Source organism: Rhodanobacter sp. B05 (assembly GCF_002001085.1).
Taxonomy (GTDB): Bacteria; Pseudomonadota; Gammaproteobacteria; order Xanthomonadales; family Rhodanobacteraceae; genus Rhodanobacter.
This window is the reverse complement of record NZ_MUNU01000019.1, coordinates 547,144-570,086: the sequence shown is the minus strand read 5'-3', so window position 1 is coordinate 570,086 and position 22,943 is coordinate 547,144. Positions and strand designations below refer to the sequence as shown.

At 63.1% G+C, this 22,943-nt stretch carries 18 protein-coding genes, 4 tRNA genes and 1 pseudogene; 19 read left to right on the top strand and 4 right to left on the bottom strand.

Going from position 1 to position 22,943, the window contains the following annotated elements; translation table 11 throughout:
• Positions 1 to 177: 177 nt before the first annotated feature.
• Together B0E47_RS16255 and B0E47_RS16250 are read right to left on the bottom strand one after the other, a co-directional pair.
• Positions 178 to 1,239, bottom strand: coding sequence for a FecR domain-containing protein (locus tag B0E47_RS16255; protein ID WP_077515279.1), 1,062 nt, complete (start codon positions 1,237 to 1,239; stop codon positions 178 to 180).
• Positions 1,217 to 1,735: a sigma-70 family RNA polymerase sigma factor gene (locus B0E47_RS16250; RefSeq protein WP_077515415.1), complete on the bottom strand. Its 519-nt coding sequence runs from the start codon at positions 1,733 to 1,735 to the stop codon at positions 1,217 to 1,219. Before B0E47_RS16250 ends, B0E47_RS16255 begins: the two co-directional genes overlap by 23 nt.
• Positions 1,736 to 1,875: 140 nt before the next feature.
• On the opposite strand from B0E47_RS16250, the pseudogene B0E47_RS17380 reads away from it, so the two are divergent.
• The 3 genes and pseudogenes from B0E47_RS17380 to B0E47_RS16240 form a co-directional block, all read left to right on the top strand.
• Positions 1,876 to 2,475: pseudogene (locus B0E47_RS17380) on the top strand (Type 1 glutamine amidotransferase-like domain-containing protein); the annotation flags it as partial.
• A gap of 444 nt (positions 2,476 to 2,919) precedes the next feature.
• Entirely contained in the window at positions 2,920 to 3,921 is a 1,002-nt protein-coding gene (locus B0E47_RS17305) for an isoaspartyl peptidase/L-asparaginase (protein WP_254422984.1), read from the top strand.
• Positions 3,922 to 4,030: 109 nt separating this feature from the next.
• On the top strand, positions 4,031 to 4,519 hold the full coding sequence (locus B0E47_RS16240; protein WP_077515277.1) for an acyl-CoA thioesterase: 489 nt from the start codon (positions 4,031 to 4,033) through the stop codon (positions 4,517 to 4,519).
• Between the two features lie 41 nt (positions 4,520 to 4,560).
• Here B0E47_RS16240 and B0E47_RS16950 read toward each other — a convergent pair whose 3' ends face one another.
• A complete protein-coding gene (locus tag B0E47_RS16950; RefSeq protein WP_139351490.1) occupies positions 4,561 to 4,869 on the bottom strand; it encodes a hypothetical protein in 309 nt (102 codons plus the stop codon).
• Positions 4,870 to 4,923: 54 nt separating this feature from the next.
• On the opposite strand from B0E47_RS16950, the gene B0E47_RS16235 reads away from it, so the two are divergent.
• The 15 genes from B0E47_RS16235 to rpsG all read left to right on the top strand — a co-directional run bounded on the left by B0E47_RS16235 (position 4,924) and on the right by rpsG (position 20,461).
• Positions 4,924 to 5,009, top strand: a tRNA-Tyr gene (locus B0E47_RS16235).
• Between the two features lie 70 nt (positions 5,010 to 5,079).
• Positions 5,080 to 5,153: transfer RNA gene (locus B0E47_RS16230), tRNA-Gly, on the top strand.
• A gap of 181 nt (positions 5,154 to 5,334) precedes the next feature.
• Positions 5,335 to 5,410, top strand: a tRNA-Thr gene (locus B0E47_RS16225).
• 76 nt (positions 5,411 to 5,486) lie between these two features.
• Positions 5,487 to 6,677, top strand: a complete 1,191-nt coding sequence (gene tuf, locus B0E47_RS16220) for an elongation factor Tu (RefSeq protein WP_077515268.1) — start codon at positions 5,487 to 5,489, stop codon at positions 6,675 to 6,677.
• A gap of 105 nt (positions 6,678 to 6,782) precedes the next feature.
• Positions 6,783 to 6,858, top strand: a tRNA-Trp gene (locus B0E47_RS16215).
• Positions 6,859 to 6,937: 79 nt separating this feature from the next.
• Positions 6,938 to 7,333 carry a preprotein translocase subunit SecE gene (secE, locus tag B0E47_RS16210; protein ID WP_077515276.1) on the top strand — a complete coding sequence of 132 codons (396 nt, stop codon included), beginning with the start codon at positions 6,938 to 6,940 and terminating at the stop codon, positions 7,331 to 7,333.
• Between the two features lie 7 nt (positions 7,334 to 7,340).
• Positions 7,341 to 7,901 (top strand): transcription termination/antitermination protein NusG, encoded by a 561-nt coding sequence (gene nusG / locus B0E47_RS16205; RefSeq protein WP_077515275.1) that lies wholly within the window; start codon positions 7,341 to 7,343, stop codon positions 7,899 to 7,901.
• Positions 7,902 to 8,101: 200 nt separating this feature from the next.
• Positions 8,102 to 8,530: a 50S ribosomal protein L11 gene (gene rplK / locus B0E47_RS16200; protein ID WP_027491701.1), complete on the top strand. Its 429-nt coding sequence runs from the start codon at positions 8,102 to 8,104 to the stop codon at positions 8,528 to 8,530.
• A gap of 3 nt (positions 8,531 to 8,533) precedes the next feature.
• Entirely contained in the window at positions 8,534 to 9,241 is a 708-nt protein-coding gene (gene rplA / locus B0E47_RS16195) for a 50S ribosomal protein L1 (protein ID WP_077515274.1), read from the top strand.
• Between the two features lie 348 nt (positions 9,242 to 9,589).
• Positions 9,590 to 10,123, top strand: a complete 534-nt coding sequence (gene rplJ, locus B0E47_RS16190) for a 50S ribosomal protein L10 (RefSeq protein WP_077515273.1) — start codon at positions 9,590 to 9,592, stop codon at positions 10,121 to 10,123.
• Between the two features lie 51 nt (positions 10,124 to 10,174).
• Entirely contained in the window at positions 10,175 to 10,543 is a 369-nt protein-coding gene (gene rplL / locus B0E47_RS16185; RefSeq protein ID WP_077515272.1) for a 50S ribosomal protein L7/L12, read from the top strand.
• A 262-nt stretch (positions 10,544 to 10,805) separates the two neighbouring features.
• On the top strand, positions 10,806 to 14,969 hold the full coding sequence (rpoB, locus tag B0E47_RS16180) for a DNA-directed RNA polymerase subunit beta (protein WP_077515271.1): 4,164 nt from the start codon (positions 10,806 to 10,808) through the stop codon (positions 14,967 to 14,969).
• Positions 14,970 to 15,090: 121 nt separating this feature from the next.
• A complete protein-coding gene (gene rpoC, locus B0E47_RS16175) occupies positions 15,091 to 19,305 on the top strand; it encodes a DNA-directed RNA polymerase subunit beta' (RefSeq protein ID WP_077515270.1) in 4,215 nt (1,404 codons plus the stop codon).
• 177 nt (positions 19,306 to 19,482) lie between these two features.
• Positions 19,483 to 19,857: a 30S ribosomal protein S12 gene (gene rpsL / locus B0E47_RS16170; protein ID WP_007810190.1), complete on the top strand. Its 375-nt coding sequence runs from the start codon at positions 19,483 to 19,485 to the stop codon at positions 19,855 to 19,857.
• Between the two features lie 136 nt (positions 19,858 to 19,993).
• Positions 19,994 to 20,461, top strand: coding sequence for a 30S ribosomal protein S7 (gene rpsG / locus B0E47_RS16165; protein ID WP_072757771.1), 468 nt, complete (start codon positions 19,994 to 19,996; stop codon positions 20,459 to 20,461).
• Positions 20,462 to 20,528: 67 nt separating this feature from the next.
• Here the strand turns inward: rpsG and B0E47_RS16945 are convergent, their stop codons facing one another.
• Positions 20,529 to 20,708 carry a hypothetical protein gene (locus tag B0E47_RS16945; RefSeq protein WP_139351489.1) on the bottom strand — a complete coding sequence of 60 codons (180 nt, stop codon included), beginning with the start codon at positions 20,706 to 20,708 and terminating at the stop codon, positions 20,529 to 20,531.
• Between B0E47_RS16945 and fusA the strand changes: the two genes are divergently transcribed.
• Positions 20,707 to 22,824 carry an elongation factor G gene (gene fusA / locus B0E47_RS16160; protein ID WP_077515269.1) on the top strand — a complete coding sequence of 706 codons (2,118 nt, stop codon included), beginning with the start codon at positions 20,707 to 20,709 and terminating at the stop codon, positions 22,822 to 22,824. The genes B0E47_RS16945 and fusA overlap by 2 nt on opposite strands.
• Positions 22,825 to 22,943: the final 119 nt, after the last annotated feature.

The window sequence follows — 22,943 nt, the reverse complement described above, 5'->3', positions numbered from 1 at the left end:
GCACCTCTCCCCAGGTGAGGCGCATCTCGACGCCGTTGAATAGCGGGACGAACGAAATGAGCTGATCCCCCACGTGCCCCCGGTTGTTGCGCATGCAGACTCGGCGAGGGAGAGCAGTCGCCCGGATGCAGACTGAGGAAGCGTGCTTGAGTCGGCCAGCGCTGGCCTGGGCAACTCTCAGCGGTGGTACAGCACCATCGCATCGTCGCGGCGTACCACGCGAATCGGAAAGCCCTGTTCGAGCAGGCGTACGAAGGCGTCAGTGTTCGACCAGCGGAAATTGCCACCTATGCGCAGCGCACCGACCGAATTGTCGGCGATGATGATCTTGTGTGCGTTGTAGCGATTGAACTCCGCCGCTGCGGTTGCAAGTGGCGTGTTGCGAAAGCTCAGGTAGCCATCGCGCCAGCTCAGGAAGTCACGTGCCTGCTGCACAGAACCGGAATGAACCACGACTCCTGATGCGTCGGCTACCGCCACGCTACCGGCCGGCAGCAATGTGGTCGCTTGACGCACGGTACCTGGTGCGTTGTCCGCGTCCAGACGCACCATGCCGTGGGTAACGACGACGCGCAGATCGCTGGTGTCCCGACGCACCGCAAACGCCGTACCGAGGGCGGTCACGTGACGTCTTCCCGCAGTGACGACAAAGGGGCGGCCGGGATCCCGAGCTACCTCGAAAAATGCCTCTCCTTGTTGCAGGTCGATCGAGCGCTTCCTGCGAGATAGTGTGGCGTGCACGCGACTGTTGCTGTTGAGCGTAACCACCGAGCCGTCCGCCAAGTGCACGACCTGGAGGGCGCCGAGCGCCGTCTGGTAGGTGGCTTCATCCGTGGCTATGTAGTACCGCCAGCTCAGGGTCAAGGACATCGCGAGCAGAACGACTGCGGCGGCCACGTAGCGCAAGCGGTACCGTGGCCGTCGTATGCCGCGTACTGTAGTCCGCACGGTTTGTGACGGTATCGATTCGCGTGCGTCCGGACTGTGTCGATCGGCAAACGCGGAAGTGGTCAGTGAGCCCCGCACGGGCACGACCCCGCGCGGTACACCCGCGCCAAGCGCTTTCAGTCGATCACTCTGCGCCCATGCGGACTCCAGGCGGATGAAGGCAACACGGTGCGCCAAGGCAAGTTCCAGCCACGTCGAGAGCTGTGCCTGATCCGCAGCGGACCATCCGGCGGCGTCGCGGCGCGCCAGCCACTCGGCAGCGGTGTGCTCAATCTGTCTGCTGTTGGCCATGCTCATCGTCCTGAACGGCCCCGGCGTCTCCCGGTTGTGGCTCGTGCATGCCGCCATAGTAATAGTGCGCGATGAGGCGCATGCCTTTGGCGATCTGCTTTTCCACGGTCTTCTCGCTGATTCCCATGCGCGCGGCCACTTCCTTTTGCGACAAGTCCTCGACACGCCGCAGCCAGACCACTTCGCGACAACGCGGCGGCAGGCGATCGAATACGTTGCCCAAGTGCCTGAGTTCCTGACGGGCACCCAGGTGGCGTTCGGGCGAAATGTCATCTATCAAGACGTTCAGCGCATCGATATCACCCACGGCGTCGATCGAAACCACCCGCCCACGGCGCAGCCGGTCGGTCATCAGATGTCGCGCGGTGGTGAACATGAACGACTTGGGCATCGCTGGCCGCGTCTTTGCCGCCGCCTCGTAGACGCGCACGTAGATTTCCTGGCGCAGGTCGTGGATTTCCTCGCGTCGGAACCAGCTGCGCAGCAGATAGCGCATCAACGCGCCCTCGTGGACGAGAATCTCGCGGGCAAACCAGCTGTTGAGGGAGTCGTCCACGACGCGACATTAGCCGCAATTCGGGCCGGAGCGCCAATCTGCGTTCGGGTGGGGGATTTGCGCTGTCGGTTCGTCCCGGGATGTGGGCCGGTGTTGATCAGCCTGGCGCCGGTCCGTGCCGCAATCGCCCGGGGGATCGATCGATGAGCTTGTTCAAGGAACGCTGCGGCACGCTGCGGCGCGTGTTCTGCCTGTTGCTGTGCAGTTTGGCGTTTGGTGCCGGCAATGCCGCGGCCAGCGCGCCGGATGCTTCCGCCGTGCGGGTTGGTTACGAGTACTACCGGATCGGCGATCCCGGCTCGGTCCGCCCCGGCAATACGGAGCCGGCGCTGATGCTGATGGGTGGAGGCGAATGGCCACACCAGGCGTTCGCCTGGTTTGCTGCCAAGGGTGGCCATGGGCATTTTGTGATCCTGCGCGCGTCCGGTGCCGACGACCTGCAAAAGGAGCTCTACGACGAGGTGGGTGGAGTGGCGTCGGTACAGACGCTGGTGTTCCACAGCCGCGCGGCAGCCAGTGACCCACGGGTGCTGGAGATCGTGCGTCATGCCGACGGCATCTTCATCGCCGGGGGTGACCAGGCCAACTATATGCGGTTCTGGAAGGGTACGCCGCTGAATACGCTGCTCGACCAGCATGTTGCGCAAGGCAAGCCGATTGGCGGCACCAGCGCGGGCTTGGCCATCCTTGGTCATTTCGCCTATGGCGCGCTGGATGGCGGCAGCATCGGGTCGGAGGAAGCCCTGGCTGATCCACTGGGCAAGGCGGTCACCCTGGTCGATGGCTTCCTGCACATGCCGAACCTGCAGCACGTCATCACCGACACTCATTTTCATGCGCGCGGACGACTTGGCCGGCTGATTGCGTTCGTCGCCCGGCTGCGCCACGAGGGCCATCCCGACGTGGTTGGCCTGGGGGTGGACCAGGATGCTGCCTTGTGCGTCGACGGCAACGGCCAGGGCCGCCTGTTCACCCTGGACAACGGCTTCGCCTGGCTGGTCCGTCCGAATGGCCTGCCGTCGCGGATCGAGGCTGGCAAGCCGCTGGACTATCGCGGGATCCGGGTGACCGGGATCGGCACGCAAAGCCGGATCGACCTGCGCGACCTCGGCGTACAGGATCCGGTGTTCGAGACCGTCGCCGACGTGCGCGCTGGCCACCTGGATCTGCATGGCGAGGTGAAGCCGCTACTGGTGATTCACGGTGGCGCCGGAGTCGAGCGCGCCGGAATGACGCCGCAGATCGAGGCGCAGGCGCGCGCTGCACTGGAGCTGGCGCTGCGTCAGGGTTATGCCGCATTGAAGGCGGGCAAGCCGGCGCTGGACGGGGTTACTGCCGCCATCACCGTGCTCGAGGATGATCCGCTGTTCAACGCCGGCAGGGGTGCGGTATTCACGCACGATGGAAAAAATGAGCTGGATGCCTCGATCATGGACGGGTCGACGTTGGCCGCCGGTGCCGTGGCTGGCGTGCATCGCGTGCGCAATCCGGTGCTGCTGGCGCGCGCGGTGATGGAGCATTCGCCACATGTGATGATGGTCGGCGCGGGCGCCGAGAGGTTTGCCGTTGAACAGGGTTTCAAGCTGGTGGATCCGGGGTATTTCCGCACCGAGAAGCGTTGGCAGGAGTTGCAGAAAGCGCGCAAGGATGACGCCACCGGCGAGAAGCTGGGCGCGCGGCTGGCGGCGCTGAGGCATTTCGGCACGGTCGGCGCGCTGGCGCGGGACAGCGAGGGCCGGCTGGCCGCGGCGACATCGACCGGCGGAATGACCGACAAGCGCTATGGCCGAGTCGGCGATTCGCCGATCGTTGGCGCAGGCACCTATGCCAACGTGGCCTGCGCGGCATCCGGCACCGGCTGGGGCGAGTTCTACATCCGCGTTTCAGCCGCGCGCGAAATCTGCCTGCGCATGGCGATGCTGAAGGAATCGGCGCGGCAAGCCGGGCAGGCGGTCATCAACGAGGAGATTCCGCAGCTTGGCGGTGACGGCGGCGCGATCATCCTCGCTGCCAATGGCAGCGTGGCGATGCCGTTCAACACCCAGGGCATGTACCGCGGCTGGATCGGTGCGGACGGCGTGCCGCATGTGGCGATCTACAGCGACGACCCGCTGCAGATGCCCTGAAAACTGTCGACCGAAGGCATCGGTGCAGGCACCGGAAATCGGCGGCTGAACCGGGCGGCCCAGGCCGGGCATAATCGGCGCTCCAGCCTCGCGCACGCGGACCCGACCCATGCCCGGACAGCAACACGAAGTGACCTTCCGCTTTCTTGCCCAGCCCACCGACGTCAATTTCGGCGGCAAAGTGCATGGTGGCATGGCGATGAAATGGATCGACCAGGCGGGTTACGCCTGCGCCGTGGGCTGGAGTGGCGCTTACTGTGTTACCGCCTCGGTCAGCGGCATCCAGTTCGTGGCACCGATCCTGATCGGCGACCTGGTCAGCGTGCACGCCCGCCTCATCCATACCGGCACCAGCAGCATGCACCTGGCGGTCGATGTGATGGCGTGTGACTTGCGCGAGGGCGGGCAGCGCCTGGCGACACGTTGTGTGATGGTATTCGTGGCGCTGGATGCGGCCGACGGCAAGCCAACGCCGGTACCGGCGTGGCAGCCGCACGATGAGGAGGATCGCCGATTGCAGGCTCTGGCGCGCCGGTTGACGGATCTTTCGAAGGCGGTGGAGAACGAGGTTTTCACCTCGGCAACCCCTGGCGGGTGAGCCGTCCTGGTCAGGCGAACCGGCGATCCCGGCACTGCTGTTCAGCCATTCTTGTGCGGTGCTGAACGCCATCGTGCGCTGTACCCCGCGCCAATCGCGTCTTGCGGCACCCGCGCCCGTCGACCATCGGGGCAGGCGAACGGCAGCAATCGTTTGCTGGCCCGCGGCATCGACGTGGCGGTTACGTCGCGGCGATCATTCCGGCGGCGCAGCGTGTGCGTGTTGGACAGCGGTTGAGTGAAGGCTTCACGCATCAGGTGTTGACAGTGGAGCGGCCTGACAGCGAAAATACGCGTTCTTTGCTGGAGGAATGTCAAGACAGGCAAGGTGGGCAGGATGCCCGGAGTCATCCACCTCCCGGACGCAGACATCACGCAACACGCAAGTTTTAAAAAAAAGATTCTGGAGGGATACCCAAGCGGCCAACGGGGGCAGACTGTAAATCTGCTGGCTTACGCCTTCGGTGGTTCGAATCCACCTCCCTCCACCATAAGTTTCAAGCAACACCAGGCAACACCCGCGACGCGAAAGCGGCGCGACCAGCAAGAGTTCCGCGCAGGGCGGGAGTAGTTCAATGGTAGAACATCAGTTTTCCAAACTGATTACGCGGGTTCGATTCCCGCCTTCCGCTCCATTGCGCTGCATCTGCCAGGCATGTCGACCAGCGCATATGTTGGATGAGTAGACGCTTTTATGAAAAGTCCGACAGGATGTCGGTCTGATCTTTGCCGTCATGGAGGACGGCTGAAGTTTTGAATTGTCCAGCATGGATGCTGGTTTGATCTTGGCCATCATGGAGGATGGCAAAAACCTTGGCTCATGTAGCTCAGTCGGTAGAGCACTTCCTTGGTAAGGAAGAGGTCACAGGTTCGATTCCTGTCATGAGCACCATTCATTCGGCCGTCATGGCCGGTCCGGCAACGGGCAGTTTTTCTCAATTGATTGACTCCATCGGGGTTTAGCGCGCATGGCAAAGGGTAAATTCGAACGCACCAAGCCGCACGTCAACGTCGGCACGATTGGTCACGTGGATCACGGCAAGACGACGCTGACGGCAGCGCTGACGAAGGTCGGTGCGGAACGTTTCGGTGGCGAGTTCAAGGATTACAGCTCGATCGACGCGGCGCCGGAAGAGAAGGCCCGCGGCATCACGATCTCGACCGCGCACGTGGAATACGAGTCGCCGAACCGCCATTACGCGCACGTCGACTGCCCCGGCCATGCGGACTACGTGAAGAACATGATCACCGGTGCGGCGCAGATGGACGGCGCGATCCTGGTGTGCTCGGCCGCGGACGGCCCGATGCCGCAGACGCGCGAGCACATCCTGCTGAGCCGTCAGGTCGGTGTGCCATACATCATCGTGTACCTGAACAAGGCGGACATGGTGGACGACGCCGAGCTGCTCGAGCTGGTCGAGATGGAAGTGCGCGAGCTGCTGACCAAGTACGACTTCCCGGGCGACGACACGCCGATGATCCATGGTTCGGCCAAGCTGGCGCTGGAAGGCGATCAGAGCGAGATCGGCGTGCCGTCGATCATCAAGCTGGTCGATGCGCTGGACAGCTACATCCCGGAGCCGGTGCGCACGATCGACAAGCCGTTCTTGATGCCGGTGGAAGACGTGTTCTCGATCTCGGGCCGCGGCACCGTGGTGACCGGTCGTATCGAGCGCGGCATCATCAAGGTGGGCGACGAAATCGAAGTGGTCGGTATCCGCGACACGCAGAAGACCACGGTCACCGGCGTGGAAATGTTCCGCAAGCTGCTGGACCAGGGTCAGGCAGGCGACAACGCCGGTCTGCTGCTGCGCGGCCTGAAGCGTGACGACGTGGAGCGTGGCCAGGTGCTGGCCAAGCCGGGCACGATCACCCCGCACACCGACTTCGAAGCCGAAGTCTATGTGCTGTCGAAGGACGAGGGTGGCCGTCACACGCCGTTCTTCAAGGGTTACCGTCCGCAGTTCTACTTCCGCACGACCGACGTGACCGGCGCCTGCCAGTTGCCGGAAGGCGTGGAAATGGTGATGCCGGGCGACAACGTGAAGATGGTGGTGAGCCTGATCCACCCGATCGCGATGGACGAAGGCCTGCGTTTCGCCATTCGCGAAGGCGGCCGCACCGTCGGCGCCGGCGTGGTGGCCAAGGTCATCAAGTAATACAGCGGGAATGGAGAATCGGGAATCGGGAATGGCGGGAGCGAAGCACCACACGCTCTTGATCGGTTACCATTCCCGATTGTCCATTTCCAATTCCCGTTTTTTACGCCAGTAGCTCAATTGGCAGAGCAGCGGTCTCCAAAACCGCAGGTTGGGGGTTCAAGTCCCTCCTGGCGTGCCACTTCCCCGAGGATCCGACGGGTCGCGATGGCAGGGTCGGCCGCAAGGCGCGGCATCCTGCTGACACCCGAATACCGCGCATGAATACCAAGGTAGAACAGCCCAAGGGCACCAACGCTGGCGACATCGGCAAGCTGATACTGGCTGGGCTGGTGCTGGCGGCGGGCATCTTCGCCTATACCTGGTTCGGCCGGGACGGCAATATCTCCGCGTCGATGCGCCTGCTGGGCGTGGTGGCCGCACTGGTGATCTCGCTGGCCATTGCCGCGTTCACCGCGCTGGGCCGACGGGTGCGGAACTTCATCGCCGAGTCGCAGTTCGAAATGCGCAAGGTGGTCTGGCCCACCCGCGACGAGACGATCAAGACGACTGGTGTGATCATCCTGGTGGTGATCATCCTGTCGTTGCTGCTCGGTCTGATCGACCTGATCCTGAAGTCGGTCATTCTCGACTGGCTGTTGAAGCTGGGTGGCTGAGGTGAGCATGAGCAAGCGCTGGTATGTGGTGCACGCCTATTCGGGCTTCGAGAATCAGGTGAAGCGTTCCCTCGAGGAGCGCATCAAGCGCGCCGAGATGGAAGAAAAGTTCGGTGAAGTGCTGGTGCCGACCGAGGAAGTGATCGAGATGCGCGGCGGCCAGAAGCGCCGCAGCGATCGCAAGTTCTTCCCGGGTTACGTGCTGGTGCAGATCGAGACGAATACCGAAGGCAAGTCGCCGCGCATCGACGACGAGTGCTGGCATCTGATCAAGGAAACCCCGAAGGTGATGGGTTTCATCGGCGGTACCGCCGATCGCCCGCTGCCGATCAAGGACAGCGAGGCCGACGCCATCCTCAGCCGTGTGCGCGAAGGTGTCGAGAAGCCCAAGCCCAAGGTGCTGTTCGAGCCGGGCGAGATGGTGCGTGTCACCGAGGGTCCGTTCAACGATTTCAACGGCGTGGTCGAGGAAGTCAATTACGAGAAGAGCCGCCTGCGCGTGGCGGTGCTGATCTTCGGTCGCTCGACCCCGGTCGAGCTGGAGTTCGGGCAGGTCGAGAAGGCCTGATTCGGACGGTTTGTGCGATCTTGGCACGGGGCTTGCTGAAAGCCCGGTCAATCTCTATACTGCACGGTTCACGCTGGGTCTTTTGACGATCCGGCGTGTCCGCGTTTCAGGATCGGCATGATGCGGATCCTTCCTTCCATCCAGGGATCGGTGAACAGCGAGGAGCCGCAAGGCGCCAGCACTCGCGAGGAAAATTCCCCATGGCAAAGAAAGTTGTCGGTTACATCAAGCTGCAGGTCAAGGCCGGTCAGGCCAACCCGTCGCCGCCGGTGGGCCCCGCCCTCGGTCAGCGCGGCCTGAACATCATGGAGTTCTGCAAGGCGTTCAATGCCGCCACGCAGAAGCTGGAGCCGGGCCTGCCGATTCCGACCATCATCACCGCGTACTCCGACCGCAGCTTCACCTTCATCACCAAGACTCCGCCCGCCACGATCCTTCTGAAGAAGGCCACCGGCGTCGCCAAGGGTTCGCAGAAGCCGAACACCGACAAGGTGGGCAAGGTCACCCGCAAGCAGCTGGAAGACATTGCCAAGCAGAAGGAGCCGGATCTGACGGCTGCCGATCTCGACGCCGCGGTGCGCACCATTGCCGGTAGCGCCCGCAGCATGGGCCTTGTGGTGGAGGGTTAAGACATGGCAAAGCTCACGAAGCGTATGAAGTCGGCTGCGGCCGCGGTGCAGCCGGGCAAGTTCTACGGCCTGGAAGAAGCGCTGAAGATCGTCAAGGACAACGCCAAGGCGAAGTTCGCCGAATCGGTGGACGTGGCCGTGCGTCTGGGCATCGACGCGAAGAAGTCGGATCAGGGCGTGCGTGGTTCCTCGCTGCTGCCGCATGGTACCGGCAAGACCGTCAAGGTTGCCGTGTTCTGCCCGCCAGGCGAGAAGGCCGAGGCCGCCAAGGCCGCCGGTGCCGATGCCGTCGGCATGGACGATCTGGCCGAGCGCATGCAGGGTGGTGATCTCGACTTCGGTCGCGTGATCGCCACGCCGGACGCAATGCGCGTGGTCGGCAAGCTGGGCCAGTTGCTCGGTCCGCGCGGCCTGATGCCGAACCCGAAGGACGGCTCGGTCACCGCCGACGTCGCCAATGCGGTCAAGAACGCCAAGGCCGGCCAGGTGAAGTTCCGCAACGACAAGGCGGGCATCGTCCACGCCACCATCGGCAAGGCCAGCTTTGAGCCTGCGCAACTGGCGGACAACCTCAATGCCCTGATCGCCGACGTGGTCAAGGCCAAGCCGTCGACGGCGAAGGGCGTGTTCCTGCAGAAAGTGGCGTTGTCCAGCACGATGGGCGTCGGCGTTGCCGTCGATACCTCGTCGCTGACGATTGCCGCCAAGTAAGACTCAAGCCCCGCGTCGGCAACTTGCCGGCGCGGGCAGTTTTTGAGGGTAGTCCCGGTCTGCTCATGAGATCGGGATCGCTGTCAAAGACCGCAGGCGCGACCAGCGCGCGACGACGACGGGCACGGAGCTCGGTATTGGCAGGGAATCGCCGCGTCGCCAGCGGGGTTGCTTAATCGGATCCATCCGGATCCGGCCCGCGCAGATGGTGCTGCCCCTACTGGAACGGTTCGATTTGTTCTGGGAAGGCCACCACCCGGGACACCCAGTGTCCCCGACGTCAAGGATGGCGTCGCCCAGGACCGCAAGCGGCAGGAGCCGTGAGCGGAGTTCATTTGGAGGAGTGCAATGGCTCTCAATCTGTCTCAGAAGCAAGAAGTAGTCGCCGAGCTGGCAGAAGTCGCCGCGAAGGCTCACTCCCTGGTCGCTGCCGAGTATGCGGGCACCACGGTCGAACAGATGACCGCGATGCGCAAGAAGGCCCGCGAAACCGGCGTGTACTTGAGGGTTGTCAAGAACACGCTGGCATCGCGCGCCGTGGCGGGTACCGAATTCGAGGTCGTCAAGGACGCCCTGGTCGGTCCGCTGCTGTACGCATTCTCGACGGAAGAGCCCGGTGCCGCCGGGCGTCTGATCAAGGAATTTGCCAAGGGCAACGACAAGCTGCAGGCGAAGATCGTCTCGGTGGAAGGCAAGCTGCTGCCGGCGTCGCATGTCGACGTGCTGGCCTCGTTGCCGACCCGCGAACAGGCGCTGGCCATGCTGGCCCGCGTGCTGGCCGAACCGGCCACGATGTTTGCGCGTGTCGTCAAGGCCGTGGCCGATCAGCAGGGTGGTGGCGAAGTCGCCGCCGAAGCCCCGGCTGAAGCCGAGCCCGCCTGAGTTCTTTCGTCTACTCAAAACCGAACCTAAATTTTCCAGAGGTAAATCAAAATGTCCCTGACCAACGAACAGATCGTTGAAGCCGTCGCCGCCAAGTCGCTGATGGAAGTGATGGACCTGGTGAAGGCCATCGAAGAGAAGTTTGGCGTGACCGCCGCTGCTCCGGTTGCCGTGGCCGGCCCGGCTGCTGCCGCCCCGGCTGCCGAGGCGCAGACCGAGTTCGACGTGATCCTGAAGACCGCCGGCGCCAAGAAGGTCGACGTGATCAAGGCCGTCCGTGCCATCACCGGCCTGGGCCTGAAGGAAGCCAAGGACCTCACCGAGGCCGGCGGCGTCCTGAAGGAAGCCGTGTCGAAGGAAGACGCCGAGAAGTTCAAGAAGGATCTCGAGGCTGCCGGCGCCACCGTCGAATTGAAGTAATCGGCGTTTGTACGCCGTTGCTTCGACTTGATGTCAAGCAAGCCTGGGAGCGAAAGCTCCCGGGCTTTGCCTGCTTTCGACGGGAATGGGGAATGGAGAATAGGGAATTGTTGAAGAGCACGCGCGTTCCGCTTTGACGATTCCCTATTCTCGATTCCCAAATCCCTGACCCGGGCGGCCTTGGCCGCTCGGCAAAGACAAATTATTCATTCAGCCGGTGTGTGCACCACCGGCGTCACTGCGAACCGAGGCGCTACCGATCATGGCCTACTCGTTTACCGAGAAGAAACGCATCCGCAAGGATTTTGGCAAGCGTCCGCCCGTACTGGGCGTGCCGAACCTGCTGACTATCCAGACCGATTCCTACCGGGAGTTTCTGCAGGAGCATGTCGCGCCCAAGCAGCGCGGCGAAAAGGGTTTGCATGCCGCGTTGAAGTCGGTGTTTCCGATCACCAGCTATTCCGGCAATGCTGCTCTGGAATATGTCGACTATCGCCTCGGCGAGCCGGCGTTCGACGAGCGCGAATGCCGTAACCGCGGCATGACGTTCGGTGCACCGCTGCGCACCACCGTGCGCCTGGTCATCTACGACAAGGACAGCCCGGCCTCGAAGAAGGTGGTCAAGTACATCAAGGAGCAGGAGGTCTACATGGGCGAGATTCCGCTCATGACCGATACCGGCACCTTCATCATCAACGGCACCGAGCGCGTCATCGTCTCGCAGCTGCATCGTTCGCCGGGCGTGTTCTTCGACCACGACCGCGGCAAGACGCACAGCTCGGGCAAGCTGCTGTTCTCGGCGCGCGTAATTCCCTACCGCGGCTCCTGGCTGGACTTCGAGTTCGACCCGAAAGACGCGCTGTTCACCCGCATCGACCGTCGCCGCAAGCTGCCGGTGACGGTGCTGCTGCGCGCGCTCGGCTACAACAACCAGGAGATGCTGGGCATCTTCTTCGAGCACAACGTGTTCCACCTCGGCAAGAAGGGTGGCACCACGCTGGAGCTGGTCGCCGAGCGTCTGCGCGGCGAAACGCTGAGCTTCGATCTGGCGATCGGTGGCAAGGTGCTGGTGGAAGCCGGCAAGCGCATCACCGCGCGCCACGTGCGCCAGCTTGCCGCCGAGGACATCACTGCGCTGGAAGTGCCGGACGACTATCCGGTCGGGCGCATCCTGGCCACCGACATCGTCGACGCCAAGACCGGTGAGTTGCTGGCTTCGGCCAACGACGAGATCACCGCCGAGCAGCTGGAGAACTTCCGCAAGGCCGGTATCGAAGTCGTGCCGACGCTGTACGTCAACGATCTCGATCGTGGCGCCTACATCTCGCACACCCTGCGCATCGACAACACCAAGACGCCGCTGGAGGCGCTGGTGGAAATCTATCGCATGATGCGTCCGGGCGAGCCGCCGACCAAGGATGCCGCGCAGAACCTGTTCTTCAACCTGTTCTTCACCTTCGACCGCTACGACTTGTCGGCGGTCGGCCGGATGAAGTTCAACCGTCGCGTGGGCCGCAAGGAAATCCTCGGCCCGGGCGTGCTGTATGACCACAAGTACTTCAGCGAGCGCAAGGAAGAAGCTTCGCAGGTGCTGGTCAAGGAGCAGGGCGAGACGTCCGATATCCTCGACGTGCTGAAAGTGCTGATCGACATCAAGAACGGTCATGGCACCGTCGACGACATCGATCATCTGGGCAACCGTCGCGTGCGTTCGGTCGGCGAGATGGCCGAGAACACCTTCCGCATCGGTCTGGTGCGCGTCGAGCGTGCGGTGCGCGAGCGTCTGTCGCTGGCCGAGGCCGATGGCCTGACCCCGCAGGACCTGATCAACGCCAAGCCGGTGGCGGCGGCGGTGAAGGAGTTCTTCGGTTCGTCGCAGCTGTCGCAGTTCATGGATCAGAACAACCCGCTGTCGGAGGTGACGCACAAGCGTCGCGTCTCCGCGCTCGGGCCAGGCGGCCTGACCCGCGAACGCGCCGGTTTCGAAGTGCGCGACGTGCATCCGACCCATTACGGCCGTGTCTGCACCATCGAAACGCCGGAAGGCCCGAACATCGGCCTGATCAACTCGCTGGCCGTGTATGCCCGCACCAATGCTTACGGCTTCCTCGAGACGCCGTACCGCAAGGTCGCGAATGGCAAGGTCACCGACAAGGTCGATTACCTGTCGGCGATCGAGGAGGGCGATCACGTGATCGCCCAGGCGAACTCGCCGCTGAACAAGCACGGCGCGTTCCTGGAGGACTTCGTGTCCTGCCGCTTCCGCGGCGAATCCGAACTGCGTCCGGCGGCCGAAGTCGACTACATGGACGTCTCGCCGATGCAGACCGTGTCGGTCGCCGCGGCGCTGGTGCCGTTCCTTGAGCACGATGACGCGAACCGCGCCCTGATGGGTGCGAACATGCAGCGCCAGGCCGTGCCGACGCTGCGCTCGCAGACTCCGTTGGTGGGTACCGGCATCGAGCGCGCGGTGGCGCGTGACTCTGGCGTCATCGTCTCCGCCAAGCGCGGTGGCGTGATCGACCAGGTCGATGCGGCCCGTATCGTGGTGCGCGTGAACGAGGACGAAGTCGGCGACAACGATGCCGGCGTCGACATCTACACCCTGACCAAGTACACCCGTTCCAACCAGAACACCAACCTCAACCAGCGCCCGCTGGTGAACGTGGGTGACGTGGTGGCGAAGGGCGACACGCTGGCCGACGGTTCGTCGACCGACCTGGGCGAGCTCGCGCTCGGCCAGAACATGCTGATCGCGTTCATGCCGTGGAACGGCTACAACTTCGAAGACTCGATCCTGCTGTCCGAGCGCGTCGTGCAGGAAGACCGCTACACCTCGATCCATATCGAGGAGTTGTCCTGCATCGCGCGCGACACCAAGCTGGGCGCCGAGGAAATCACCGCCGACATCCCGAACGTGGGCGAACAGGCGCTGGCGCGTCTGGACGAGTCGGGCATCGTGTACATCGGTGCCGAGGTGAAGGCCGGCGACATCATGGTCGGCAAGGTCACGCCGAAGGGCGAGAGCCAGTTGACCCCGGAAGAGAAGCTGCTGCGCGCGATCTTCGGCGAGAAGGCGTCCGACGTGAAGGACAGCTCGCTGCGCGTGCCGCCGGGCATGGACGGCACCGTCATCGACGTGCAGGTGTTCACCCGCGACGGCATCGAGAAGGACAAGCGCGCCAAGCAGATCGAGGAAACCGAGGTCAAGCGGGTCCGCAAGGATCTGGACGACCAGTTCCGCATCCTCGAAGGCGCGATCTACAGCCGCATGCGCACCCAGCTGGTCGGCAAGTCCGCCCAGAGCGGCCCGGGTGGTCTCAAGCGTGGTGCGGAAATCACCGATGCCTACCTGGATGGACTGAAGAAGGACGACTGGTTCAAGGTCAACGTCAAGGACGAGGACGTCACCGAGTTCCTCGAGCGCGCCGCCGACCAGATCAAGCGTCACAAGGAAGAGTTCGACAAGCGCTTCAAGGAGAAGCAGGGCAAGATCACCCAGGGCGACGATCTGGCACCGGGCGTGCTGAAGATGGTCAAGGTGTTCCTGGCCGTGAAGCGCCGCATCCAGCCGGGCGACAAGATGGCTGGTCGTCATGGCAACAAGGGCGTGGTGTCGAACGTGGTGCCGGTCGAGGACATGCCGTACTCCGCCGACGGCGTGCCGGTCGACATCGTGCTGAACCCGCTGGGCGTGCCTTCGCGCATGAACATCGGGCAGATTCTGGAAGTCCATCTGGGCTGGGCCGCCAAGGGCCTGGGCAAGAAGATCCAGAAGATGCTCGAGGCGCAGGAGAAGGTCGCCAAGATCCGCGAGTTCCTCGACCAGATCTACAACACCCATGTGGCCGGTGCCGTGCAGCATGTCGATCTGAAGTCGCTCACCGACAAGGAGATCTTCGCGCTCGCCACCAATCTGCAGGAAGGTGTGCCGATGGCGACGCCGGTGTTCGACGGTGCGGAAGAGACCGAGATCAAGGCGATGCTGAAGCTGGCGGATCTGCCCGAGTCGGGCCAGACCACGCTGTTCGACGGCCGCACCGGCGAGGCGTTCGATCGCCCGGTCACCGTGGGCTACATGCATTACCTCAAGCTCAACCATCTGGTTGACGACAAGATGCATGCGCGTTCCACCGGCCCGTACTCGCTGGTCACCCAGCAGCCGCTGGGCGGCAAGGCGCAGTTCGGCGGTCAGCGCTTCGGCGAGATGGAAGTGTGGGCGCTGGAAGCCTATGGCGCGGCCTACACCCTGCAGGAAATGCTGACGGTGAAGTCCGACGATGTGCAGGGCCGCAACCAGATGTACAAGAACATCGTCGACGGCAACCACGAGATGTCGGCGGGCATGCCGGAGTCCTTCAACGTGCTGGTGAAGGAAATCCGCTCGCTCGCCATCAACATCGATCTGGAAGAGGTCAAGGGATGAGTGGGACCCGGGACGGGTGAGGTGTGGTTTTCATTCCTGACTCCCCATCCCGGGCTGCGCAAACCTGATCCTGTTCGAATCGCGGACCTCGACCCAAGACAAGCTCCGACCGGAGATTCAAATGAAAGACCTGCTCAACCTCTTCAATCAGCAACGCGCCACGCCGGACTTTGACGCGATCAAGATCGCGCTGGCCTCGCCGGAGCTGATCCGTTCGTGGTCGTACGGCGAAGTGAAGAAGCCGGAGACGATCAACTACCGCACCTTCAAGCCGGAGCGTGACGGCCTGTTCTGCGCCGCCATCTTCGGACCGGTGAAGGACTACGAGTGCCTGTGCGGCAAGTACAAGCGCATGAAGCATCGCGGCGTGGTCTGCGAGAAGTGCGGCACCGAGGTCACCCTGGCCAAGGTGCGCCGCGAGCGCATGGGCCACATCGAGCTGGCCAGCCCGACCGCGCACATATGGTTCCTCAAGTCGCTGCCGTCGCGCATCGGCCTGATGCTGGACATGACGCTGCGCGACATCGAGCGCATCCTGTACTTTGAGGCCTTTGTGGTGATCGATCCAGGCATGACCGCGCTCGAGCGCGGTCAGCTGCTCAGCGAAGACCAGTACCTGGAAGCGACCGAAGAGCACGGCGACGAGTTCGACGCGCGCATGGGTGCCGAAGCGGTGTTCCACCTGCTGAAGTCGCTCGACCTGCCGGGCGAAGTCATCCGCCTGAAGGAAGAGATCACCTCCACCAACTCCGAGACCAAGCTGAAGCGGCTGACCAAGCGCGTCAAGCTGATCGAAGCGTTCCTGGAATCCGGCAACAAGCCGGAGTGGATGGTGCTGACCGTTCTCCCCGTGCTGCCGCCGGACCTGCGTCCGCTGGTGCCGCTGGATGGTGGTCGTTTCGCCACCTCCGATCTGAACGATCTGTACCGTCGCGTGATCAACCGCAACAACCGTCTGAAGCGTCTGCTCGAACTCAATGCGCCCGACATCATCGTGCGCAACGAGAAGCGCATGCTGCAGGAATCGGTCGATGCGTTGCTCGACAACGGCCGTCGCGGCCGTGCCATCACCGGCACCAACAAGCGCGCGCTGAAGTCGCTCGCCGACATGATCAAGGGCAAGCAGGGCCGCTTCCGCCAGAACCTGCTCGGCAAGCGCGTGGACTACTCCGGTCGTTCGGTGATCGTGGTCGGCCCGACCCTGCGCCTGCACCAGTGCGGTCTGCCGAAGAAGATGGCGCTTGAGCTGTTCAAGCCGTTCATCTTCGCCAAGCTGCAGGCGCGTGGCGAAGCCACCACCATCAAGGCGGCGAAGAAGCTGGTCGAGCGCGAAGAAGCGCAGGTGTGGGACATCCTCGAAGAGGTGATCCGCGAGCATCCGGTGCTGCTGAACCGCGCGCCGACCCTGCATCGTCTGGGCATCCAGGCGTTCGAGCCGAAGCTGATTGAAGGCAAGGCGATCCAGTTGCATCCGCTCGTCTGTACGGCGTTCAACGCCGACTTCGACGGCGATCAGATGGCCGTCCATGTGCCGTTGTCGATCGAGGCGCAGCTGGAAGCGCGCACCCTGATGATGTCGTCCAACAACATCCTCAGCCCCGCCAACGGCGAGCCGATCATCGTGCCGACCCAGGACGTGGTGCTGGGTCTGTATTACATGACCCGCGAGCTGATCAACGTCAAGGGCACCGGCATGGTGTTCTCCGGCATTGGCGAGGCACGTCGTGCGTACGACAACCGTGCGGTCGAGCTGCATGCCAAGGTCAAGGTGCGCATGAAGCTGGTGCACGTTGCCGAAGACGGTGCCCGTACGCACGAGACGAAGATTGTCGAGACCACCGTCGGTCGCGCGCTGCTGGCCGAGATCCTGCCGGAGGGCCTGCCGTTCGCGCTGGCCAATACCGAGCTGACCAAGAAGAACATCTCGCGCCTGATCAACTCCAGCTACCGCTTGCTGGGTTTGAAGGAAACCGTGGTGTTCGCCGACAAGCTGATGTACACCGGCTACCGCTTCGCCACTCGTGCCGGCATCTCGATCGGCATCGACGACATGCTGATTCCGGACGAGAAAAAGCCGATCCTGGAAGAGGCCGAGAAGGAAGTCGTCGAGATCCAGCAGCAGTACCAGTCGGGCCTGGTTACCGCCGGCGAGCGTTACAACAAGGTGGTCGACATCTGGTCGCGCACCAGCGAGCTGGTGGCAAAAGCCATGATCGACGGCATCGGCACCGAGAAGGTGAAGGATGCCGACGGCAAGATGGTCAACCAGAAGTCGATGAACTCGCTGTACATCATGGCCGACTCCGGCGCCCGTGGCTCGGTGGCGCAGATTCGTCAGCTGGCCGGCATGCGCGGCCTGATGGCGCGTCCGGACGGCTCGATCATCGAGACCCCGATCAAGGCCAACTTCCGCGAAGGCCTGAACGTGCTGCAGTACTTCAACTCCACCCACGGCGCGCGCAAGGGCTTGGCCGATACCGCACTGAAGACCGCAAACTCCGGTTACCTCACCCGTCGCCTGGTCGACGTGGCGCAGGACGTGGTCATCACGATGAATGACTGTGGCACCGAGAACGGCGTCACCATGCAGCCGATCGTCGAGGGCGGCGATGTGGTCGAGCCATTGCGCGAGCGCGTGCTGGGCCGCGTGGTGGTCGAGGACGTCTACGCCCCCGGCGACGACGACCAGCCGATCGTCACCCGCGATACCCTGCTCAACGAGGCACTGGTCGAAAAGCTCGACAAGGCCGGCGTGCAGCTGATCAAGGTGCGTTCGCCGATCACCTGCGAAGCCGAGCATGGCGTGTGCAAGCTCTGCTACGGCCGCGATCTGGCCCGTGGTCACCTGGTCAACATGGGCGAGGCCGTGGGTGTGGTTGCCGCGCAGTCGATCGGCGAGCCCGGTACCCAGCTGACCATGCGTACGTTCCACATCGGTGGTGCGGCTTCGCGTGCGGCAGCCGTGGACAACGTGACGGTGAAGACCACCGGTTCGCTGAAGTACAACAACCTGAAGTCGGTGCAGCACAAGCAGGGTCACCTGGTGGCGGTGTCGCGTTCGGGCGAACTGAGCGTGATCGATGCCAGCGGCCGCGAGCGCGAGCGCTACAAGGTGCCCTACGGTGCCACCATCGCGGTCAAGGACGGTGCGCCGGTCAAGCCGGGCCAGACCGTGGCCAGCTGGGATCCGCATACCCATCCGATCGTCACCGAAGTGGCCGGCGTGGTGCGCTTCATCGATTTCCTCGACGGCGTTACCGTGCAGAGCCAGACCGACGAGCTGACCGGCCTGGAGTCGGCCGTAGTCACCGATCCGAAGCGTCGCGGTGCGCAGGCGAAGGACCTGCGCCCGATCGTGCGCCTGGAAGATGCCAAGGGTCGCGAGCTCAAGCTGCCGGGTACCGACATCGCCGCGCAGTACTTCCTGCCGGCCGGTGCGATCGTCTCGATCCAGAACGGTGCCGAAGTGGGCGTGGGCGACGTGGTTGCCCGTATCCCGCAGGAAACCTCGAAGACCCGCGACATCACCGGTGGTCTGCCGCGCGTGGCCGATCTGTTCGAGGCGCGCAAGCCGAAGGAACCGGCGATCCTGGCCGAGCGCTCCGGCATCGTCAGCTTCGGCAAGGACACCAAGGGCAAGCAGCGTCTGATCATCAAGGATGTCGACGGCAACGAGCACGAAGAGCTGATTCCGAAGTGGCGTCAGGTCATCGTGTTCGAGGGCGAGCATGTGGAGAAGGGCGAAACCGTCGTCGACGGCGAGCCGAGCCCGCACGACATCCTGCGCCTGCTCGGCGTGGAGCCGCTGGCCTCGTACCTGGTCAAGGAAATCCAGGACGTGTATCGCCTGCAGGGTGTGAAGATCAACGACAAGCACATCGAGGCGATCATTCGCCAGATGCTGCGCAAGGTCGAGATCGTCGAGCCGGGTGAGAGCCATTACCTGCGCGGCGAGCAGATCGAGCGCGTGCGCATCAATGGCGAAAACGATCGTGCGATCGCCAAGGGCGAGCGTCCGGCCGAGTACCAGTCGATCCTGCTCGGCATCACCAAGGCCTCGCTGGCCACCGAGTCGTTTATTTCGGCGGCCTCGTTCCAGGAAACCACCCGCGTCCTTACCGAGGCGGCGGTGCGTGGCACGCGCGATACCTTGCGTGGCCTGAAGGAAAATGTTATTGTCGGCCGTCTTATTCCGGCAGGCACGGGCTTGGCGTACCACGCGTCACGCCGTCGCCAGGGCGGTTTGACCGCCACGGAACTGGAAACGCTTTCCGGGTCCACTGCCGCAGCTTCGGTTGCCGAGGCGACGGCTGGTGCTGATGACGGTGTCGAGTAAGTCCGTCCAGGGCTGCACTCGCTGACATACGAAAAGAGGTGCATGGACGCACCTCGTGTTCGGGTCAAGGATGGCGGAGCGCCGGCTTGCCTATGGCAAGCTGCTCATGTTAAATTCCCGCTTCTTGGCAGACCGAGCTTGATCGGGCTGCCTTTATGTTTTCAGGAACAGCTACGCATGACGACAGTCAATCAGTTGGTGCGCAAATCGCGCAGCCCCAAGACCTACAAGAGCGGTTCGCCGGCGCTGCAGAGCAGCCCGCAGCGTCGCGGTGTCTGCACGCGCGTTTACACGACCACCCCGAAAAAGCCGAACTCGGCCTTGCGCAAGGTTGCCAAGGTGCGCCTGACCAATGGCTTCGAGGTCATCAGCTACATCGGCGGCGAGGGCCACAACCTGCAGGAACATTCGGTGGTGCTGATCCGCGGCGGCCGCGTCAAGGACCTGCCCGGTGTGCGCTACCACACGGTGCGCGGCAGCCTCGATTGCGCTGGCGTGACCAAGCGTCGCCAGTCGCGCTCGAAGTACGGCGCCAAGCGCCCGAAGAAATAAGATTGCCGTATTGAAGCGTGCGGCCAGGGATGATCGCTTTTGCTCGGCGGGCACGACGCCCGCAAAATACAACACGCGGCCAGGATGGCTGCCTTTCAGGCGACCAGGACGGCCGCAAAAATAACGGACAACAAACATGTCGCGTAAAGGTTCACATCCCGCCCGTCTGATCCTGCCGGATCCCAAGCACGGCAGCCAGCTGATCGCCCGATTCATCAACATGGTGATGAAGAGTGGCAAGAAGTCCGTGGCCGAAAGCATCGTGTACGGCGCACTGCAGCATATCGGCGAAAAGAATGCCGAGCCGGTGGCCCTGGTCGAGAAGGCCCTGAACAACATCGCTCCGGCGGTCGAAGTGAAGTCCCGTCGAGTCGGCGGCGCCACCTATCAGGTGCCGGTCGAAGTGCGTCCGGGTCGTCGCATGGCACTGGCCATGCGCTGGGTCATCGATGCAGCGCGCAAGCGTGGCGAGACCTCGATGCCGCGCAAGCTTGCTGCCGAGCTGCTCGAGGCTTCGGAGAGCCGTGGCGGCGCCGCCAAGAAGCGCGAAGAGACGCATCGCATGGCAGAAGCCAACAAGGCCTTCTCGCACTATCGCTGGTAAGCGTTTTGTTTTGCCGTCTTCCGTGACGGCATGAGACAAATCCGCCATCCGTGGCGGGCTCTCGGGTTCAAGCCGTCTTCCATGGCGACTTGAACAAGCCGGTATTCATGCCGGACTTTGTTGGGTTCAGGCCGTCCCCCGTGGCGGCAAAGAACAAATCGGCATCCCTGCCGGATTTTCCAATTGAACGCGGCCCGGACGGCTGCTTTGACGCAGGGCAGGCAGCCCGAAACAGGTAAATACCCATGGCACGCACCACTCCCATCGAGCGCTACCGCAACTTCGGCATCATGGCTCACATCGATGCCGGCAAGACCACCACGACCGAGCGCATCCTGTTCTACACCGGCGTCAGCCACAAGATCGGCGAGGTGCATGACGGCGCGGCCACGATGGACTGGATGGAGCAGGAGCAGGAGCGTGGCATCACCATCACGTCGGCGGCAACGACGGCGTTCTGGAAGGGCATGGACGGCTCGCTGGAACAGCACCGCTTCAACATCATTGACACCCCTGGACACGTCGACTTCACCATCGAAGTCGAGCGCTCGCTGCGCGTGCTGGATGGCGCGGTGTTCGTGCTGTGCGCGGTCGGTGGCGTGCAGCCGCAATCCGAGACGGTGTGGCGCCAGGCCAACAAGTACAAGGTGCCGCGCCTTGCGTTCGTCAACAAGATGGATCGCACCGGCGCCAATTTCTCCAAGGTCGTCGACCAGCTGAAGTCTCGCCTGGGCGCGCGCCCGGTGCCGATGCAGGTGCCGATCGGCGCCGAGGATGGTTTCGAAGGCGTGGTCGATCTCCTCAAGATGAAGGCGATCACCTGGGACATGGAATCCCAGGGTATGAAATTCGAGCTCTCGGAGATCCCTGCGAACCTCGTCGACCAGGCCGCCGAGGCGCATGCCTTCATGGTGGAGTCTGCCGCCGAAGCGACCGAAGAGCTGATGAACAAGTATCTCGAAGGCGGCGAGCTCAGCACGGACGAGATCATTGCCGGCTTGCGCCAGCGCACGCTTGCCAACGAGATCATCCCGGTGTTCTGCGGCACGGCGTTCAAGAACAAGGGCGTCCAGGCGATGCTCGACGCCGTGGTGCAACTGCTGCCATCGCCTGCCGACCGCCCGCCGGTCGCAGGCATCGATGAAGACGACAAGGAAGCCACGCGCAAGGCCGACGATGCGGCGCCATTCTCCGCGCTCGCGTTCAAGATCATGACCGATCCGTTCGTCGGTTCGCTGACGTTCTTCCGTGTCTATTCGGGCACGCTGAACTCTGGCGATGCCGTGTACAACCCGGTCAAGAGCAAGAAGGAGCGCATCGGCCGCATTCTGCAGATGCACGCGAACGAGCGTCAGGAACTGAAGGAAGTCCGCGCCGGCGACATCGCTGCCGCGGTCGGCCTGAAGGACGTGACGACCGGTGACACGCTGTGCTCGCAGGACCACATCATTACCCTCGAGCGCATGACGTTCCCGGAGCCGGTGATCTCGATGGCGGTCGAGCCGAAGACCAAGTCGGACCAGGAAAAGATGGGTATCGCCCTCGGCCGTCTGGCTGCGGAAGATCCGTCGTTCCGTGTGCGCACCGACGAAGAATCGGGCCAGACGATCATCTCGGGCATGGGTGAGCTGCACCTGGACATCCTGGTCGACCGCATGCGTCGCGAGTTCAACGTCGAGGCCAATGTCGGCAAGCCACAGGTGGCATACCGCGAGACGATCCGCGCGTCGGACGTCAAGTCGGACTACAAGCATGCCAAGCAGTCCGGCGGCAAGGGTCAGTATGGTCACGTCGTGATCGAGCTGTCGCCGATGACCGAGGCCGATCGCGCCGATCCGAACGTGAAGAATGATTTCCTCTTCATCAACGACATCACTGGTGGCGTGATTCCGAAGGAATTCATCCCGTCGGTCGAAAAGGGTCTGCGCGAGACCATCACCAGCGGTCCGCTGGCCGGCTTCCCGGTCGTGGGCGTCAAGGTGAAGCTGGTGTTCGGTTCCTACCATGATGTCGATTCGTCCGAAATGGCGTTCAAGCTGGCCGCCTCGATGGCGTTCAAGCAGGGCTTCAACAAGGCCAACCCGGTGTTGCTCGAGCCGATCATGAAGGTCGAGGTGGTGACTCCGGAAGACTACGTGGGTGACGTGATGGGCGACATGAGTCGTCGTCGCGGTCTCCTGCAGGGTCAGGACGATACGCCGTCGGGCAAGACCATCGATGCGATGGTGCCGCTGGGTGAGATGTTCGGGTATGCGACGACGATCCGCTCGCTGACCCAGGGACGCGCCACCTTCACGATGGAGTTCGACCACTACGCCGAGGCGCCGAACAACATCGCCGAGCAGGTGATGAAGAAGGCGTAACTTGTGCGATCTTCCTGATCGCAACAGCAAAGATCAGGAAGCGGCCATCCATGGCCGCACTCTTAAAAGAAGCGGCCATTCGTGGGCGTATCATCAAATAGATTCTCTCAGAGGTTTGA

Bases quoted from the DNA above. Each gene is read 5' to 3' on its own strand.
- rplK (WP_027491701.1), top strand. From the start codon at position 8,102: ATGGCAAAGAAAGTTGTCGGTTACATCAAGCTGCAGGTCAAGGCCGGT.
- rplL (WP_077515272.1), top strand. From the start codon at position 10,175: ATGTCCCTGACCAACGAACAGATCGTTGAAGCCGTCGCCGCCAAGTCG.
- B0E47_RS16250 (WP_077515415.1), bottom strand. From the start codon at position 1,735: ATGCGCTATCTGCTGCGCAGCTGGTTCCGACGCGAGGAAATCCACGAC.
- rpoC (WP_077515270.1), top strand. From the start codon at position 15,091: ATGAAAGACCTGCTCAACCTCTTCAATCAGCAACGCGCCACGCCGGAC.
- B0E47_RS16255 (WP_077515279.1), bottom strand. From the start codon at position 1,239: ATGGCCAACAGCAGACAGATTGAGCACACCGCTGCCGAGTGGCTGGCG.
- B0E47_RS16945 (WP_139351489.1), bottom strand. From the start codon at position 20,708: ATGGGTATTTACCTGTTTCGGGCTGCCTGCCCTGCGTCAAAGCAGCCG.
- rpoB (WP_077515271.1), top strand. From the start codon at position 10,806: ATGGCCTACTCGTTTACCGAGAAGAAACGCATCCGCAAGGATTTTGGC.
- rplJ (WP_077515273.1), top strand. From the start codon at position 9,590: ATGGCTCTCAATCTGTCTCAGAAGCAAGAAGTAGTCGCCGAGCTGGCA.
- B0E47_RS16240 (WP_077515277.1), top strand. From the start codon at position 4,031: ATGCCCGGACAGCAACACGAAGTGACCTTCCGCTTTCTTGCCCAGCCC.
- rpsG (WP_072757771.1), top strand. From the start codon at position 19,994: ATGTCGCGTAAAGGTTCACATCCCGCCCGTCTGATCCTGCCGGATCCC.
- rplA (WP_077515274.1), top strand. From the start codon at position 8,534: ATGGCAAAGCTCACGAAGCGTATGAAGTCGGCTGCGGCCGCGGTGCAG.
- B0E47_RS16950 (WP_139351490.1), bottom strand. From the start codon at position 4,869: ATGACTCCGGGCATCCTGCCCACCTTGCCTGTCTTGACATTCCTCCAG.
- nusG (WP_077515275.1), top strand. From the start codon at position 7,341: ATGAGCAAGCGCTGGTATGTGGTGCACGCCTATTCGGGCTTCGAGAAT.
- rpsL (WP_007810190.1), top strand. From the start codon at position 19,483: ATGACGACAGTCAATCAGTTGGTGCGCAAATCGCGCAGCCCCAAGACC.
- fusA (WP_077515269.1), top strand. From the start codon at position 20,707: ATGGCACGCACCACTCCCATCGAGCGCTACCGCAACTTCGGCATCATG.
- secE (WP_077515276.1), top strand. From the start codon at position 6,938: ATGAATACCAAGGTAGAACAGCCCAAGGGCACCAACGCTGGCGACATC.
- tuf (WP_077515268.1), top strand. From the start codon at position 5,487: ATGGCAAAGGGTAAATTCGAACGCACCAAGCCGCACGTCAACGTCGGC.